Raw genomic sequence first — 16,724 nt, forward strand, 5'->3', positions numbered from 1 at the left:
TGAAATGGATTCGCAGGCGCAATCGAAGGGCGCGAAGTCCAAATGCCATATAAATTGAGCTAATATCGGAATCGTAAGCGTTCTCCTGGAATGCCTATAATAGGATTGAGCAAATAATCCCTATATGCGCGTCCGCGCAAATCCCCTATTGGAGGTAAATGACGATGAGCAAGCCGCAAGTGGGTATCCAGCTATACTCCGTACGCGACCGCAGCGAGAAGGACTTCCTCGGCACGATCCGCGAGATCGCCGATATCGGATACAAGAACGTCGAACTGGCAGGCAACTACGGCGTATCCGCCGCCGATCTGAAGAAGGCGCTGGCCGATGCCGGCCTTAACGCCAACTCGGCCCATGTCGGTCTGAACGTCCAGGAGCCGGACAAGTTCGAATCCGACCTGAACGAGAAGGTCGCCTACTACAAAGAACTCGGCGTCAAGCGCTTCGTCGTGCCTTGGTTCCCGCTGGCCGACAATCCGTCCGTCGAAGACGTGAACAAATTCGCCGACACGCTGAAGCGCGCCTCCGCGATCGTACGCGCGGCCGGCATGGAGTTCGGCTACCACAACCACGCATTCGAGTTCAAGCCTGCCCAGGACGGCAAGCTGGTCATCGATCACCTGTCCGAGCAGCTGTCCGCCGAAGAGCTGACCTTCGAGTTCGACCTCGGCTGGGTGAAGGTCGCCGGTCAGGATCCTGCCGCCTACATCGAGAAGTATGCCGGCCGCCTGCCGCTCGTGCATGCCAAGGACTTCAAGGAAGACGGCACCGACACCGAGATCGGCAAGGGCTCCGTCGATTGGGATGCCGCGCTGGCAGCCGCCGAGAAGGCGGGCGTCGAGTACGTCATCATCGAGCAGGAACAGTACGACGTGAGCTCGCTCGAGAGCGCGAAGCTGAACTACGCCTGGTTCAAAGAGCGCGGCTGGTTCTAAGTTCAGTCCCGCCTACGCGAGCGTATAGGATCGAAGCCCGGCCGCCGGCCGGGCTTTTTTCGCATGCGCCGGAAGATCCGTCTTTATTCTTCACCGCGCGTTCATCCGGTCTTCATTGCATCTTCATGCATATCCTACCAGTCCAGGGATAGAGTAAGAGTAGCGATTCATTCTTACTCATAGAGGTGGCCATTCGATGACGAACAATCCGAATCAAGACCGGGCGCAAGGACAGGAGCAAGGCGCGCGGCAGGACATGACGCTGACCGATCGCCAGGGACATCCGATCACGGACAACCAGAACGTGCGCACGGTCGGGAGCAGGGGACCGACGACGCTGGAGAACTATCATTTTCTGGAGAAAATCACGCACTTCGACCGGGAACGCATACCGGAGCGGGTCGTGCACGCGCGCGGCGCGGGGGCGCACGGCTACTTCGAGGCATACGGCAAGGCCGGAGACGAGCCCGTCTCCAAATACACGCGGGCGAAGCTATTCCAGGAGGCGGGCAAGCGCACGCCGGTATTCGTCCGCTTCTCGACCGTCGTCCACGGCGGTCACTCGCCGGAGACGCTGCGCGACCCGCGCGGCTTCGCGGTCAAGTTCTATACCGAGGACGGCAACTGGGACCTCGTCGGCAACAACCTGAAGATCTTCTTCATCCGCGATCCGCTCAAGTTCCCGGACATGGTGCACGCCTTCAAGCCGGACCCGGTGACGAACGTCAACAATATGGAGCGGATGTTCGACTTCCTGTCGCTCACGCCGGAAGCTACCCACATGGTGACCTTCCTTTTCTCCCCGTGGGGCATCCCGGCTAACTATCGCCAGATGCAGGGCTCGGGCGTCAATACGTACAAGTGGGTCAATCAGGAAGGCGTCGGCGTGCTCGTGAAGTACCATTGGGAGCCGCTGAACCTGCCGATCCGCAACTTGACGCAGGACGACGCGAACAAGATCGTCGGCATGAATTACAGCCATGCGACGCAGGACCTGTACGAAGCGATCGAGAAGGGCGAATACCCGGAGTGGGAGCTGCGCGTGCAGATTCTGAGCGACGACGAGCATCCCGAGCTCGACTTCGATCCGCTCGATCCGACCAAGCTGTGGCCGGACGACGTGGCGCCGATGCTGCCCGTGGGCAAGATGGTGCTCGACCGCAATCCGGCGAACTACTTCGCGGAGGTAGAGCAGGCGGCGTTCGGTACGGGCGTGCTCGTGGACGGCCTCGACTTCTCGGACGACAAGCTGCTGCAGGGGCGGACATTCTCTTATTCGGACACGCAGCGTCACCGCGTCGGGACGAACTACTTGCAGCTGCCGATCAACGCGCCCAAGACGCACACCGCGACGAACCAGCGGGACGGGCAGATGGCCTATAACGTCGACGCCGCCCCGGGCCAGAGCCCGCACGTCAACTACGAGCCGTCGTCGCTCGGGGGATTGAAGGAAGCGCGGAAGCCGGGCAAGGATCATGAACCGCAGTATAATGCGCGTCTCGTGCGCCAGAAGCTCGACCGGCCGAACGACTTCAAGCAGGCAGGCGACACGTATCGCGCATTCGAGGACTGGGAGCGCGACGAGCTGATCGCCAACCTGGTGGCTAATCTGAGCATCTGCAAGGCGGACATCCGGGAGCGGATGATCGGCTACTTCACGCAGGCGGACGCGGATTACGGCCGGCGCGTGTGCGAAGGGCTGGAGGCGAAGGGGATCGCGGGCGATCCTGCCCACACCGGCTCGGCTCGGGCGGACGCGGGCGTCGAGGAAGCCAAAAAGCTGGGCGGGGATACGGACGGGTATTGAGGATTCATGCGGTCTGATGCACAGGGAAGCAGTCCGGCAACCGGCTTCGGCCGGGGCCGGACTTTTTGTCGCCCTCCAAACCCGTGGTTGCCACCTCCCGCGGGCTTGTGCTATTATGAAACTAACGTTTTGTGCCTATTGAACCGTTTTCAGTGTTCCGGCATTACGGGGGGTGGAAGCAGTGGAAATCGCTTTGAAAATTGTACTCGTCATTTTCTCGCTCGGACTGATCGGCACGGTATTGTTGCAGCGCGGCAAGAGCGCGGGCCTGTCGGGCGCCATCTCCGGCGGCGCGGAGCATCTGTTCGGTAAGCAGAAGGCACGAGGACTGGATCTGTTCCTTCAAAGGATGACGATCGTTCTGGCAGTCGGATTCTTCGTTCTGTCCTTGGTCGTTGCTTACGTCGTGAAGGCGTAATTCTAACGTCGTTCAAGCGGGAAGCAGGGGCTTCCCGCTTTTTTTGTATGACGAATCGGCATGGTGCATTTTGCCAAGCGCCCTGCCCGCATTCAGGTTGCATCCGGCACCGTAGCGATTATTTGGTTCGGGACAACTTGCTGCGCTCCGATTGGCTCACCGCTAAATCGTGTATACTATTGGAAGATGAGGTGATGCCAGTGCCATCGTGGAGCGAGCAGGAGTTGCTCGAGATGATGAAGAATTCAGACTACAAGCCGCTCACTTACAAGGAGCTCGAAGAGCGCTTCGAGATCACGGACGCCGGGGAATTCAAGGCATTCCTACGTCTGCTGACGGAGATGGAAGAAGCGGGGAAAATCATGCGTTCCCGCGCGCAGCGCTACGGCCTTCCCGAACAGATGAATCTGCTGCGGGGCCGGATACAGGCGCACGCGAAGGGTTTCGCCTTTCTGCTGCCCGAGCAGGAGGGGCATCCCGATCTCTACGTTAACGCGAACGATCTTAAGGGCGCGATGAACGGGGATATCGTCCTCGCCCGCATCACGTCCAAGAATCACGACGGCAGCCGCATGGAAGGCGAAGTCGTCAAGATCGTCAGCCGCGCCGTAACGCAGGTCGTCGGCCTGTTCGAGCATCACGAGAGCTACGGCCTCGTGCTCCCGGACGACAAGCGGATCAACAAGGAAATCTACGTCCGCCCGGTGAACTTCAAGGGAGCGGTCACGGGCCAGAAGGTCGTGGCGGATATCGTCCACTATCCGGAGGGCAAGGCGGCCGCCGAGGGCGAGATCGTCGAGGTGCTCGGGCACAAGGACGACCCGGGCGTCGACATTCTCAGCATTATCCGCAAGCACGGGCTGCCGGAGAAGTTCCCCGACGATGTGAACGCCGAGGCCGAAGCCGCGCCTGACGCGATCACCGAAGAGGAGATCGCCGCCCAAGGCCGGCGCGACCTGCGGGGCAAGACGATCGTGACGATCGACAGCGAGGACGCCAAGGACCTGGACGACGCGGTGAACGTGGAGCGGCTGCCGAACGGCAACTTCCTGCTCGGCGTGCACATCGCGGACGTCAGCTACTACGTGAAGGACAAGTCCCGGCTGGACGAGGAAGCTTACAACCGCGGCTGCAGCGTCTACCTGGTCGACCGCGTCATTCCGATGCTGCCGCACCGTCTGTCGAACGGCATCTGCTCGCTGAATCCCAAGGTGGACCGCCTGACGATGTCCTGCGAGATGGAGTTCGAGGCCGGCACGATGAAGCGCGTGCGCCACGACGTATTCACCAGCGTGATCAAGACGACCGAGCGCATGAGCTACAACAGCGTCCGCAAGATCCTCGTCGACGAGGATCCCGAGCAGATGGAGCGGTACGCGCCGCTCGTCGAGACGTTCCGCACGATGCGCGAGCTGGCGCTGGCCCTGCGGGACAGCCGGATGCGCCGCGGCGCGATCGACTTCGACTTCGAGGAGTCCAAGGTCATCGTGGACGAGGAAGGCAAGCCGGTCGACATCGTGAAGCGCGAGCGGTCGATCGCGGAGCAGATTATCGAAGAGTTTATGCTGGCGGCGAACGAGACGGTGGCGGAGCATTTCCACTGGCTGAAGGTGCCGTTCCTGTACCGGATTCACGAGGATCCGGACAGCGAGAGGCTGCTCACGTTCGTGCAGTTCGCCTCGAATCTCGGCTATACCGTGCGCGGCAAGGGCAACTCCGTGCATCCGCGCGCGCTGCAGGATCTGCTGGAGCAGATCCGCGATACCAAGGAAGAGAACGTCATCAGCACGATGATGCTGCGTTCGATGAAGCAGGCCAAGTACGACTCGCAGAGCCTCGGACACTTCGGGCTTGCGGCCGAATTTTATACGCACTTCACTTCCCCGATCCGTCGTTATCCGGACCTGGTCATTCATCGCGTCATGCGCGAGGTGCTGGAGAACGGAGGCGCGCTGCCGGAAGAGCGCCTGGAGCAATGGGCGATCCGCATGCCGGACATCGCGCAGCAGTCTTCGGAGCGCGAGCGGGTGGCTGTCGACGCGGAGCGCGACACGAGCAAGCTGAAGAAGGCCGAATTCATGCTGGACAAGATCGGCGAGGAATACGACGGCATCATCAGCGGCGTGACGGGCTTCGGCATGTTCGTCGTGCTGGACAATACGGTAGAGGGTCTGATCCGTCTCGGCGAGATGGGCGACGACTACTACCACTTCGACGAGCGCCAGATGGCGCTGCTCGGCGAGCGCACGAGCAAGGTGTACCGATTGGGAGACGAAGTGCGGATTAGAGTGGGACGGGTGAACATGGACGATTATAACATCGACTTCGAAGTGGTTGGCATGAAGCCGCGCAGCGAGAGCAGAGGCGGCGGAGCCGGCCAGCGCGGCAATGGGGGGAACGGCGGCGCCGGCGGGATCGCGGGCGCGCGCAAGGGCAAGAAACGCCGCGGCGGCGGGGAAGCGCCGGCGGCGGAAGGCAACCGCGGCGGACGTCGCGGCGGCGCGCGCGGTGATAGCGGCGCCGGGAACGTGGCGCCGCCTTACGTGGCCGCCGGCGCGCAGCCGGGCGGCAAGCGCGGTCGCGGCGGGCGCGCAGGCGACGTAGCCAGCGACGAGCGCGACGAGTCGCCGATGCTGAGCGAGCTCGGCGACTTCGAGCAATCGGCGGTACAGCTGCCGCGTCCGCAGCGGCGCGGCGCGGGGCTGGCGAGCGAGGAGCAGATCGGCTTGGGCAGCGATGCAGGAGTCCCTCCGCGGCACGAACCGGACGCCGCGGCGGTTGAGATCAACCGCGATTCGCCGGACTACGTGCCGGCGCCGACGCCGAAGAGCAAGCGCGGTCCGAAGCTGGACATGTGGGGCCTCCCGTTCACGACGCGGAAGTACGTGAACGATGACGACGAGGAACGCTTCTACGGCGAGAAGAGCCAGCTGCGCCGCGAACGCAGCGCGATGGGCCACGGCCGGAGCGGCGGCAATCGCTCGGGCGGCGGCAGACCGGGCGCAGGCGGTCCTGGCGGCCGCGGCGGCCGCTTCGGCGGCAAGCCGGGGCCGGGCGGTCGCCCGCAGGCCGGCAGCGGCCAAGGGCAAGGCGGCGGGCAGCCGTCCGGCGATGCCGGACGCAGCGCGCGCGCCAAGGCCGCGGCGCAGACGGCGGCGGCATCCGCGGGCAAGAGCGCGCCGGAGGGCGCGAAGCCCGAAGGCGCAGCCAAGCCGCGCCGCCGGCGCAAGCCGAAGGCGCCGGGCGCCAAGCCGACGACGCCTTCACCGGAACAACCATAATCGTAAGAGGCCTTCCGCGCTGCGGAAGGTCTTTTTCATACGTGCCCCCGTCCCGAGCTGCCGGTCCGCCAACCAACGAGTAACCACCGAAAGTACCTCCCCGCACTGAACCGGCAAGCCAGCTCGTCGATATGCTTCCCAACGACAGCACATTTCTAGCTGGGCCGAGGAGCCAGCCGATGTGCTTTCTATTGACAGCACTTGCAGCTCTGAGTCGGTGAGTCACCACTAAGTGCTTCCCATCGACAGCACTTGCAGCTCTGAGTCGGTGAGCCAAACCGAAGTGCTTCCCACTGACAGTACATTCCTACGATTGACCGGCAGACCAGCCGATGTGCACTCCGATCGACAGCTCTGGCTGCTCTGAATCGGCGAGCGCTCCACGGCCGATCTTCGTGCTGGCGATGGCGCGTCTATTTTCAACTTTTCCCGCCATAAATCCGCAAATCCCATTAGACAATCCCGAGGCAATCCGCTAGGATAGATCATGGTGAACATGGACGCGAGGCTGCGTCGACGGGGAGGACACGGAGCGATGGGTGTGCGGGACAAGCTGTATCATGTGTTGGGCGCCAAGCAATTCTCGCGGAGCGAGCTCGAGGAGCTGTTCGCGGCGTCGAAGGCGATGGAAGATGTCGTGCGGGCCGGGGGGGACCGGCGGCATGCGGGCCGGATCATGACGACGCTGTTCTTCGAGGCGAGCACGCGGACGCGATTGTCGTTCGAGTCCGCGATGAACCGGCTCGGGGGGAGCGTCATTGGGACCGAGAACGCGGCGCAGTTCTCGTCGGCGATCAAGGGCGAGACGCTCGAGGATACCATCCGCATCATCAGCGGCTATAGCGACGTCATCGTGATGCGGCACACGGAGATCGGCGCGGCGAAGCGGGCGGCGTCGGTAGCTGGCGTGCCAGTACTGAACGCGGGCGACGGAGCGGGCGAGCACCCGACGCAGGCGCTGCTCGACGCTTATACGATTCAGAAGGAACGCGGCAGCCTGGACGGCCTGCGCATCGCGATGGTCGGCGACCTCGCCTACGGGCGGACCGTCCACTCGCTGAGCTACATTTTAGCCAACTTCAAGAACGTCATGATCTACTACATCTCGCCGGAAAACGCGCCGATCCCGCCTTCGGTCAAGCATTATATGGACGAAAAAGGCGTGCGCTACGAGGAGACGACGGATCTGAACGCGGTAGCCGGTTCGGTCGACGTGCTCTATCAGACGCGAATCCAAAAGGAAAGGTTCCCGTCTCCCGAGGAATACGAGAAAGCGGCCGGGCAGTATATCGTCGACGCCGCGCTGATGGACCGTATGCGACCCGACGCGATCGTGCTACATCCGCTGCCCCGTGCAGGGGAGATTGCCGAAGAGGTCGACGCAGATCCGAGAGCGGCATACTTCCGTCAGGCTCAGAATGGACTATACATCCGGATGGCGCTGATCGACAGGGCGCTGCAAGCGAACTAACACAGAGGCAGCGACCGGAGGCGTTCTCCGGCGTTGCTTTTTAGATTGCAGCGAACTGAAGCGTGCCGAGAGGGTCCGTTATCCTATGACGGAAATAGGGTACTTTATGGTTGGCCTGCTTGTCTGCGTTACGCATCCGTTCTTTGACGGCACAGTTGTGAGCGATTGGAATCGCATGTTATAATGAGAGTCCGATTGCAGGGGAATTCCAAGAGGTGAAGCAGCATGGTGAAGAGCAAGGACCAGTTCGACAAGCCGCTCGCGCAGAACAGGAAGGCTTCGCATGATTACTTCATCGAGGATACCTTTGAAGCGGGCATGGTGCTGACGGGCACGGAGATCAAGTCGCTACGCGGCGGCCGCGCCAATATGGGCGACGCATTCGCGACTATAAGGAACGGCGAGATTTTCCTGCACAACATGCATATCAGTCCGTTCGAGCAGGGCAATCGGCACAATCCGACCGATCCGACGCGCACGCGCAAGCTGCTCATGCACAAGGCCCAGATCCGCAAGCTCATCGGCGCATCCAAGCAGGAGGGCTACACCATCGTGCCGCTGAAGGTGTACACCCGCAATGGGTACGCCAAGTGCCTTCTCGGCCTCGGCCGAGGCAAGAAGAACTACGACAAACGCGAATCCGCCGCCAAAAAGGACGCGGAGCGCGATATCCAGCGGGCATTGCGGGAGAAGCAAAAGGTCGCGAGATAATCTGCGCAGCGCTTAGCGTTAGCGGTTAATCGTACGATACGTTAAGCTCCGTTTCGTTAATCGGCCGCATCAGGCAGTCATCGCCATCCATCCCAGTATTGCCGTGCGGTAATTGGCGGCGGGGTGTGCTATACTATAGAAGTTCCACCGATGCGATTCGTTTTATGCACCATGTTCGTACTTGCCGGTCTCGCTGCAACGGGGAGATTGGCGCCTGAAGATCCGTTCGCTCGGCCGACCATCATGGGTCCGCCGCGAAGGCTTCGTTTCTTATTTAGGGGCCGTTTATGGATTCGACGGGGGTAGTTCGGACATGAGTAGCGGGTAGTAGGGCTGCGGCTGCTTCACCAACGCGGAAGCCAATTAACTGGCAAACAACAACCAACCTACGCTGTAGCAGCCTAAGAAACTGCTCACGTGCTCCTACCTTCCATCGCCCATGTGGCGGGATAGGGGCTCAACTTTAGTGGGATACGCTGTTTAGTCTCCGCCTGGGGCTAGCAGAAGAAGACAATCAGGCTGACCCGAAGGGAATCCGGTGACAGGGAGTCTCTAGGGTGACATCAAATCTGTCACTACACCCGTAGAAGCTTATGTTGCGTTATCTTCGGACAGGGGTTCGACTCCCCTCGGCTCCACCAAAGTACAGAAAAATGCTTCTGTTTTTTGGTGGGTCCGAGAATCCGGACAAAGAAATCCCCGCGTTGGCCGTCACTGGCTGGCGCGGGGATTCTTCGTTTATACGGGCAGCAGCTCTTTGATCTGCCATCCATCCTCGTTCTTATCGATGACAACTTTCCGAAGCATGGACTGCGCGAGCTTCTTCTGCGTCTCCACCTCGATCAAGTCCCAGTTCTCCCGGATATGCAGCATGGCCGCCTTCAGCTCCGCGACCGGGATCGTGGCCGGCGTGTCCTCGTGGACCTGCACCTGAAGCGCCTTGACGCGCGCGTCCTCTTCCTCGACCAGTTGCGCGTAGTCCTCGCCGGACAGCTTACCATCGCCGAGCGCCATCATCCAGTTCTTCCGCCGCTTGTTGCTCGTCTCGATCTCCTTCTGGATGTTGACCGTCTGCTTCTTCGGCTTCTTGACTGGATCAGGCAGATCGTCCCCCATGATCTCGATGCGGCCCCATACCAGGGCGTTGAGCTGCCGCTCGGAGATGCTGGGCGCGTCGCACGTCGCCTTCGCGTACTGATTCAGGCAGCGGTAGCCGCGGTACTGCTTGCCAGCGACGACTGAGCCGTTCCCTGCGTACGTGGCGCCGCAGCGGCCGCACTTCACGATGCCGCCGTATGGATAGTCGAACGATCGCTTCGACATGTGCCCGTTCGACCGGCGCTCGCGGTAATTCCGGACCGTCTCGAACTGCTCGCGCGGAATGATCGCCTCGTGCGTGCCCTCGGTCAGGATCCGGTTCTCCTCCGGCCAGTGCTCCGGCTTGAAGTGGTTGTAGCCGGCGTAGGTCGGATTCGTCAGTACGTTCCTCACGTTCTTGTTGTCCCATTTGCCGCCTTCCTTTGTCGTCGAGAAGGCGTTCATGTGCTTCGCGATCTTGTTCACGCCCCAGCCTTTGTCCACGAACAGATTGAAGACCTCCCGGACCAGCATCGCCTCTGATTCCACGATATGCATCTGATACGTCTCGTCCAGCTCGTAGCCGAGTGGCGCGCGCGAAATGTGCCGGCCGCCCTTCTGCGCTTTCTTCACGAGGCCCTTCAGCGTCTCCTCGCGCAGGTTGTTCAGGTACAGCTCCGCCCAAATTCCGTTGAATTGCAGGAACGCCTTGCCGAGCGGCGAGCGCGTGTCGATCTCGTCCTGGCCCTGCGCGGAGATGATGAGGCGCACGTCCAGCTTGTTCACGAGCTCAATGAAGGCGATGATGTCGCCCATGCTGCGGCTCAGCCGGTCAAGCTTGTGGATCAGCAGGGTGTCGAAGCGCTTGGCCTTCATATCCGCGATCATCGCCTGGACGCCCGGCCGCTTGAACGTCTTGCCACTGATGCCTGGGTCGGAGTAGACGCGGTAGAGCTGCAGGCCCTTTCGTTCGATCGTCTGCATGAGGGTGTCCTGCTGCGCCTCGAGGCTGAAGCCCTCGTCCGCCTGCATGGTGGTGCTGACGCGGGTGTATATGGCGGCTCTCATGACTTTCCCTCCCTAGAACAGAAACGGCCCTATCGGAGGGCCGGCTGCTTAAGTAATTTGAAGGTGAAGATGTGCTTGTAATAGTGCTGGTTATCGGATAGGACGACGGTATATTTCGTGTGCTGCTTCACCAGTCCCATGCCCATAAGCTCCTCACCATACCAGATGGCGATTGGGATGGAGTGGACGAAGGCGTGATTAATGACGGCGGACTGATTCATATTGGCGACGGACACGGGCTTCCGTTTCCCTTTCTACTTCTTTGGAAAACGAGACGACGCCCATTATAGTAATGGCGATGAAGGCCGCCGTAATAATCAATGAATAGTATCCTGCTATTTGGTAGGCGCTGTATCCGAACGCAATGAAATTAATCAGCAGGCAGATGCCTAGTAGGTTTTTCATGGCGACCTCTGAGGTTCCCCATCGGCTGAGGGATTGGCTCATATTCCACTGACTTTCACGATTGGCGTATGGCATTCAATGCACAGACGGCCGAAGATAATTCGTTCCGTATGTATTAGGCTGCAGCTCGGGCAGATATAGACCATTTTGCTTCTAGAGAATGCCTGTTCAAACGAATCCCATGTATCAAGGCGACGGTCCCGGATGTACTCGCAGCGTTCGTAATCCTCGTCGTCGTACTTCGGCCAGCGGTCAAGCCTCGCACTCTGGATGAGCGACTCGCGAATGGACGGCGATAGATTCCGCAGGCGCTTTCGAGCTGGCGTAAGGTTCACGCCGCAGCGATCGGCCAACTGCTCAGGCAAAAGGTCGGTTATCCCTCGGAATACGTAATTCGGCATCAGCACCATGCTCGAGAACCAGTGGGCCTCGACTTCCATGTTTGCCGCGACGTGCGACGGCAGCGCGAAAGGGATCTGTTCGCTGTCCAAAAGGTACTTGCCATGCATTAGGATGTGCCCCAGCTCGTGACCAAGCGTGAAGCGCTGGCGCCTGCGTATTATCTCGCCACCATAAACGGAGGTATCGCCTGTAGAAATATAGGCAACGAAGCGGACGCCACCAGGCCGAAGAACCTTAACTGTCATGCCATCCACGTCCCCCATATCCTCATAGGAGACGATCCATCCACGCTTCTTAAAATAGGGGTGTAGATCAATCGGTGGTTCAGGGTTGCCCAGTTCAACCAAGACGGACTGCGCCGCGATCTTAGCATACTGAAACCGCGGAGAAAGTATCTGAGGTGTCAGCACCAGGACTCATCCCTTATTTATCGGTGTCGTCAAACATTTCGCGGGCTTTTCGGGTTAATTCCATCATGCGCTCGAAGTCCTTTGAAGAAAGCTCTTTCTTTGCGCGAAGGATGAACTGTACTGCAGGTTCATTCACACTTGAGTCATGGTTCTTTGGTGTAGCGTAAAGATCACGCCCCAGTAGGTAGTCCACCGACACCTCGAAAATATCCGCTAGTTTTTCAATGGTTGTCAGGTCGGGCTCGCGCTTTCCACTTTCCCAATTTGCGTATGTTGAACGAGCAACTCCAACAAGATCGGCTAGATGCTCTTGTGTCCAATCACGCTTAACTCTTTCCTTTTCAAGGTTTACGAGTTTCATCACTGACCACCTTCCAGGACCAGTATACAGTTTCAATATGAAACAAAAAACGGATTCCCCAATTAGAAACAAAATGGCTTGACATGTTTCGAAGTGAAACATATAATCACTTTAGAAAGTGTTTCGATTCGAAACGTTGGAGGTGATGAGGTTGGCGATGCAATTAGAGTGGCTCGCAAGAATTCGAGGAGAATTGACCCAGGACGAAGCCGCTAAAAAGGCAGGGATTAGCCGCAGTGCATATGCAAATATCGAAAGCGGCAATAGGGCGCCGAGCGTAGATGCGGCGAAAAAGATTGCTGCCGGATTGGAATTTAGCAAGTTCGAGTTGGACTGGACGATTTTTTTTGACCTCGAACGTTTCGAATCGAAACTATTGAGGGAGGTGATCTAACTGGAACGACCGGGACGGAATGAAATCGAGGCTGCGATTGCGGAACTGGCCGCGACGAGCACGGACTACCACGTGGCCGAGTCACCGCAGAGATTGCTGGAGCTTAGCCAGATGGCCGCTGGATTTGTGAAAGTCGCCGTCGAGGTTAAGGGAGTGACGCCGTCAGAAATGCGATTGACGGCAGCGTTATTCAATCAAGCAGCCGACAAGTGGCTGCGTTCGTGGGAAGCGAGGTGATCACATCATGGCCAAGTCCAAGGAACCGGCGCCGAAGTTGCCGCCGCTGGCAGTGATTCCGCTGAGCTCATTTCCGCGAGAACTGCTGGAGCAGGCATATCGGGAGATCGAAGCGAACAAGGCGCGCCGCAAGACGACGGCTTAACGGGAAAATCCCACCGCGTGGGGGATGTTGGCGGTGGGCGAGGCGGGGGAGTACGAGGAGATCGATCTGTTAGAGCAATCATACGGTCTTACGGCATCACACAGAAGACCCTCCGATGTGAAGAATCAGCACAGGAGGGTGGTGAACGGAACGATGAGTCAGCGTGTGGGAGAAATGCTGAAGGCCAGCCGGGAGCGCGCCGGGATGACGCAGCAGCAGCTTGCAATGAAGTTGCACGTCGAACGCTCCACGATCGCGAAGGTGGAGACCGGCGCAATAAAAGAGCCTGCATATACGCTAGTGCGCGAATGGTGCGCGGCGACGAACGGCATCGACCTGATGAACCTGGACTTCACTGGCGCGAACGACGGATGGAAGAAGCTAAGGCAGCTCGAGGCGGTCATGAAGAACATGAAGGAAAGCATGGCGGCGGTGCATTTGATGAAACGGAGGGAGAAAGAACATGCCAGGGTTGGAGCAAAGATTGGAGCCCTACGCGGGCGGATATGACCCGGAGAAGTACGCGAGCAAGGAATGGACGGGCCCACGGTGCTATGAATGCAGCGGTCGGCTGACGAAGGCGAAGTACCGGTTCGGCAAGCACGATTACTGCCAAAGCTGCGCGAACGAAGAGGCCGGCATCACGGAGATCGGGGTGGACCTCTCATGACGGACATGCAGCGAGCGGCGGCAAGGCGGCGCGAGGAACTGGAGATGTTCCGGGACTGGATGCACAGCCATCCACACCGGTCGGATCCGGACGTCAGGCCCGCGGCTATCGATTGGCTGAACAGCCACATTGCAGAGCTGGACAAGCCCCAAGAAATGAAAAACACCCTCCGGCCAGGGAGAGTGCGGTTGAGAGCCCGTCTAAGGAGTCTCGTTACGCTCATTTTAACACAGACCACCCGGGTTGAGTAGGTTTGAAATCGTCCCGTGGGCGGCGGAATGCGTTCCGCCCCTCACAGATGCGTTCAAGCGTCAGAAGGGCAGGTGATGAAGTGGAAACCCAGATCCAGATCGTCCATGCGATGTTGAAGGAAATGTTCCCCGAGGCGGTAGCGGTCAATGTGTTCGTTAACGTCGAGGGTATCCGGGTCGAGCCTCAGTACCGCACAAATCTCTGCGGATTGTCGATGCGGATGATCAACGGGAAGTGGACGGAAAAAGCAAAATGACCCGCGGGAACGGGTCATCGGGAAACATCTCACGGCCATCGTATCACGGTGGCCCAATCAGATCAAGAGGGAGGCTTCACCTCATGGCACTCAGCGTAGCAGCGGTAACGAAAGGCTTACCCCGCGAGGAATGGCTGAATCTCCGGACGCGCGGCATAGGCGGATCGGATGCATCGGCCGTCGTCGGGCTCAACCCGTGGAAATCGAAGGTCGCCGTGTTCCTCGAAAAGACCGGGCAATCTTTCCCGGACACGACCGGCGAAGCAGCCTACTGGGGGAACGCGCTGGAGGATGTGGTGGCGAAGGAGTTCTCGCTTCGCACGGGGCTAAAGATCCAGCGGTCTCACAAGCTCTACCAGCACCCGGAGCATCGCTTCATGATCGGCAATGTAGATCGGCTCGTTACCGACGCGCAGAAGCGTAAAGGGTTGCTCGAAGTGAAGACGACGACGAACGAGAAGGACTGGGAGGACGACCGGATCCCCGATCACTATGCGATTCAGCTTCAGCATTACATGACGGTTATGGGATTGGATTACGGCCACTTCGCAGTTCTGCTTGGCGGCTTCGGCGGATTCAAATTCAAGTCGACTTATATTGAACGCGATGATCGCATTTCGAAGTACCTGATCGACATGGAGAAGCAGTTCTGGTACGAACACGTGCTGAAGAAGAACCCTCCCATGATCGACGGTAGCGCGGCCTCCACGGACCTGCTGAGCTACCTTTATCCTACGAGCACGCCGGATAGCATCCTGCAGCTATCAAGCGACTACGAGCCGCGAGTGAAGGAACTGCGCGAGGCCGAAGCCGCTAAGAAGGCCGCCGAAGAGCGTCTCGAGGCTGCCAAGAACTTCATCAAGGCCGCAGCAGCTGACGCAGAGATCATCATGCTTAACGGCGAGAAGATCGCCACTTGGAAGTCGCACGACGAGACGCGGATGGATACGAAGACGTTCAAGGCTGAGCAACCCGAGATTTTCGCGAAGTACGCCGTGACCAAGCCGGTCCGGAAATTCCTGATTAAGTGAGGCGAACATAATGGCAGCAGCAAATACGAGCCGCTCGAATGGAGAGCTGGCAGGCAAGCTCCAACAGCAAGCGGCAGCGACCGGGAACGCCCCGGCGGCCACCCCTTCGCAAACGATCGGCGCCTACATGGAACGCATGAAAGGCCAGATCGCCGAAGCCTTGCCGAAGCACATGAGCATCGACCGTCTCAGCCGCATTGCGCTGACGACGATCCGCACGAACCCGAAGCTCCTCGAATGCACCGTGCCTTCCCTTATGGCTGCCGTCATGCAGGCCGGCCAGCTCGGCCTCGAGCCTGGGCTCCTGGGACAATGCTACTTTGTCCCGTTCAAGAATAAGAAGGCCGGCGTCACCGAAGTGCAATTCATCATCGGATACAAGGGCATGATCGACCTCGCCCGGCGGTCAGGACACATCCAGAGTATTACGGCTCATGTCGTCTACGAAAACGACGATCTCGAATTGGTATACGGCCTCGAGGAGAAGCTGACGCATGTCCCTTGGCATATCCGGTCTGAGAAGCCAGAGAAGCCCGGGAACATCCGTGGCGCGTACATGGTGGCGAAGTTCAAGGATGGCGGCCACTACGTGAATTACATGCCGATGGCTGAGATCCTGAAGCACCGTGACCGATCGGCCGGGTACCAGAATGCCGTGAAGTATGGGAAAGACGACAACCCTTGGATGAGTGATCTCGAGGAGATGTGCAAGAAGACGGTCGTGCGTGCCGGTTGGAAGTGGCTACCGATCAGCATCGAGGTCGCTGATGCCGTTGCGAAGGACGAAACGGTTCGATCTGACATTCCGCAGACTGGCGGCGACTTCATCGACATCACGCCGACGCAGGATGACGAGCGCGAAGAGCAGGGCGACGACGCCGATCCTGAGCAGGACGAGCTCACACTCGTAGCCGATGCCATCAACTGACGTCGAATACCCCGACGAGTTCGGAAGGCCGCTGCTCCGCTCGGGCGTCTCGGACAAGATCTGGGCGCTGCTGAAGACGGACAAGGCGGCCTTCCAACAGGAGATCGTGCGGTACTTCGCTCTCTGCTATCCCGGCTGGACCGTGAAGCGTGCGAAGTACCCCGATATTTTTCTGCAAGATGATCGAGTGAAGGAAGGTTGAGCATGGGAGACGTCGGGGATTACTGGCGCGATGCCAAGGAACATCAGCAACGAAGCAAATGGGAAGCGTACGACCGGTGCCGAGAGGAAATTGTATCGAGCGGCGTCCCGTTCACGGAGAAAGCGAACGGCCACTTCATCATCGGAGAATTCGATTTTTGGGCCACGACCGGCTTGTATATTCACCGCAAAACGAAGCGTAGAGGACGCGGCGTTAAGAACTTGCTCGCACTGATCGGGTCGGTTTAATCCCACTTGGTAGAA

At 59.3% G+C, this 16,724-nt stretch carries 19 protein-coding genes and 1 other RNA gene; 16 read left to right on the plus strand and 4 right to left on the minus strand.

The annotated features are described in order from the left end of the window. Positions 1-164 precede the first annotated feature (164 nt). The 7 genes from PQG80_RS11725 (at position 165) to ssrA (ending at position 9,264) form a co-directional block, all read left to right on the plus strand. Complete coding sequence (locus PQG80_RS11725) at positions 165-935, plus strand: sugar phosphate isomerase/epimerase family protein (protein WP_271751529.1); 771 nt, start codon at positions 165-167, stop codon at positions 933-935. 196 nt (positions 936-1,131) lie between these two features. Continuing rightward, entirely contained in the window at positions 1,132-2,742 is a 1,611-nt protein-coding gene (locus PQG80_RS11730) for a catalase (RefSeq protein ID WP_432432748.1), read from the plus strand. A gap of 181 nt (positions 2,743-2,923) precedes the next feature. Continuing rightward, positions 2,924-3,160, plus strand: coding sequence for a preprotein translocase subunit SecG (secG, locus tag PQG80_RS11735; protein ID WP_271751530.1), 237 nt, complete (start codon positions 2,924-2,926; stop codon positions 3,158-3,160). A 194-nt stretch (positions 3,161-3,354) separates the two neighbouring features. Continuing rightward, entirely contained in the window at positions 3,355-6,441 is a 3,087-nt protein-coding gene (gene rnr, locus PQG80_RS11740) for a ribonuclease R (protein WP_432432749.1), read from the plus strand. A gap of 535 nt (positions 6,442-6,976) precedes the next feature. Beyond that, on the plus strand, positions 6,977-7,912 hold the full coding sequence (gene pyrB / locus PQG80_RS11745) for an aspartate carbamoyltransferase (protein ID WP_271751532.1): 936 nt from the start codon (positions 6,977-6,979) through the stop codon (positions 7,910-7,912). Between the two features lie 225 nt (positions 7,913-8,137). Next, positions 8,138-8,623: an SsrA-binding protein SmpB gene (gene smpB, locus PQG80_RS11750; RefSeq protein WP_217597866.1), complete on the plus strand. Its 486-nt coding sequence runs from the start codon at positions 8,138-8,140 to the stop codon at positions 8,621-8,623. Positions 8,624-8,900: 277 nt separating this feature from the next. Continuing rightward, positions 8,901-9,264, plus strand: a transfer-messenger RNA (tmRNA) gene (gene ssrA / locus PQG80_RS11755). A 97-nt stretch (positions 9,265-9,361) separates the two neighbouring features. Here ssrA and PQG80_RS11760 read toward each other — a convergent pair. From PQG80_RS11760 to PQG80_RS11775, 4 genes are all read right to left on the minus strand, one after another. Continuing rightward, entirely contained in the window at positions 9,362-10,768 is a 1,407-nt protein-coding gene (locus PQG80_RS11760) for a recombinase family protein (protein WP_271751533.1), read from the minus strand. A gap of 198 nt (positions 10,769-10,966) precedes the next feature. After that, positions 10,967-11,173 (minus strand): hypothetical protein, encoded by a 207-nt coding sequence (locus tag PQG80_RS11765; RefSeq protein ID WP_271751534.1) that lies wholly within the window; start codon positions 11,171-11,173, stop codon positions 10,967-10,969. A gap of 38 nt (positions 11,174-11,211) precedes the next feature. Then, positions 11,212-11,985 carry an ImmA/IrrE family metallo-endopeptidase gene (locus PQG80_RS11770; RefSeq protein ID WP_271751535.1) on the minus strand — a complete coding sequence of 258 codons (774 nt, stop codon included), beginning with the start codon at positions 11,983-11,985 and terminating at the stop codon, positions 11,212-11,214. Between the two features lie 13 nt (positions 11,986-11,998). Further along, positions 11,999-12,346, minus strand: a complete 348-nt coding sequence (locus PQG80_RS11775; protein ID WP_271751536.1) for a helix-turn-helix transcriptional regulator — start codon at positions 12,344-12,346, stop codon at positions 11,999-12,001. A 157-nt stretch (positions 12,347-12,503) separates the two neighbouring features. Between PQG80_RS11775 and PQG80_RS11780 the strand changes: the two genes are divergently transcribed. The 9 genes from PQG80_RS11780 to PQG80_RS11820 all read left to right on the plus strand — a co-directional run bounded on the left by PQG80_RS11780 (position 12,504) and on the right by PQG80_RS11820 (position 16,709). After that, positions 12,504-12,740 (plus strand): helix-turn-helix transcriptional regulator, encoded by a 237-nt coding sequence (locus PQG80_RS11780; protein WP_271751748.1) that lies wholly within the window; start codon positions 12,504-12,506, stop codon positions 12,738-12,740. Positions 12,741-12,984: 244 nt separating this feature from the next. Then, the gene (locus tag PQG80_RS11785) at positions 12,985-13,122 is read left to right on the plus strand and encodes a hypothetical protein (RefSeq protein ID WP_271751537.1); all 138 of its coding nucleotides are present in this window, start codon (positions 12,985-12,987) and stop codon (positions 13,120-13,122) included. Positions 13,123-13,239: 117 nt separating this feature from the next. Continuing rightward, a complete protein-coding gene (locus tag PQG80_RS11790; protein ID WP_271751538.1) occupies positions 13,240-13,632 on the plus strand; it encodes a helix-turn-helix domain-containing protein in 393 nt (130 codons plus the stop codon). Beyond that, positions 13,595-13,792, plus strand: a complete 198-nt coding sequence (locus PQG80_RS11795; protein WP_271751539.1) for a hypothetical protein — start codon at positions 13,595-13,597, stop codon at positions 13,790-13,792. The genes PQG80_RS11790 and PQG80_RS11795 overlap by 38 nt, the downstream gene beginning before the upstream one ends. 331 nt (positions 13,793-14,123) lie before the next feature. Continuing rightward, the gene (locus PQG80_RS11800) at positions 14,124-14,300 is read left to right on the plus strand and encodes a hypothetical protein (RefSeq protein ID WP_271751540.1); all 177 of its coding nucleotides are present in this window, start codon (positions 14,124-14,126) and stop codon (positions 14,298-14,300) included. An 83-nt stretch (positions 14,301-14,383) separates the two neighbouring features. After that, the gene (locus PQG80_RS11805; RefSeq protein ID WP_271751541.1) at positions 14,384-15,331 is read left to right on the plus strand and encodes a YqaJ viral recombinase family nuclease; all 948 of its coding nucleotides are present in this window, start codon (positions 14,384-14,386) and stop codon (positions 15,329-15,331) included. Between the two features lie 10 nt (positions 15,332-15,341). Then, a complete protein-coding gene (gene recT / locus PQG80_RS11810; RefSeq protein ID WP_271751542.1) occupies positions 15,342-16,259 on the plus strand; it encodes a recombination protein RecT in 918 nt (305 codons plus the stop codon). Continuing rightward, positions 16,246-16,461: a hypothetical protein gene (locus PQG80_RS11815; protein ID WP_271751543.1), complete on the plus strand. Its 216-nt coding sequence runs from the start codon at positions 16,246-16,248 to the stop codon at positions 16,459-16,461. Before recT ends, PQG80_RS11815 begins: the two co-directional genes overlap by 14 nt. A gap of 2 nt (positions 16,462-16,463) precedes the next feature. Next, positions 16,464-16,709: a hypothetical protein gene (locus PQG80_RS11820; protein ID WP_271751544.1), complete on the plus strand. Its 246-nt coding sequence runs from the start codon at positions 16,464-16,466 to the stop codon at positions 16,707-16,709. The last annotated feature ends 15 nt before the right edge of the window (positions 16,710-16,724 follow it).

The organism is Cohnella rhizoplanae (assembly GCF_948329515.1).
GTDB classification, from domain to species: domain Bacteria; phylum Bacillota; class Bacilli; order Paenibacillales; family Paenibacillaceae; genus Cohnella; species Cohnella rhizoplanae.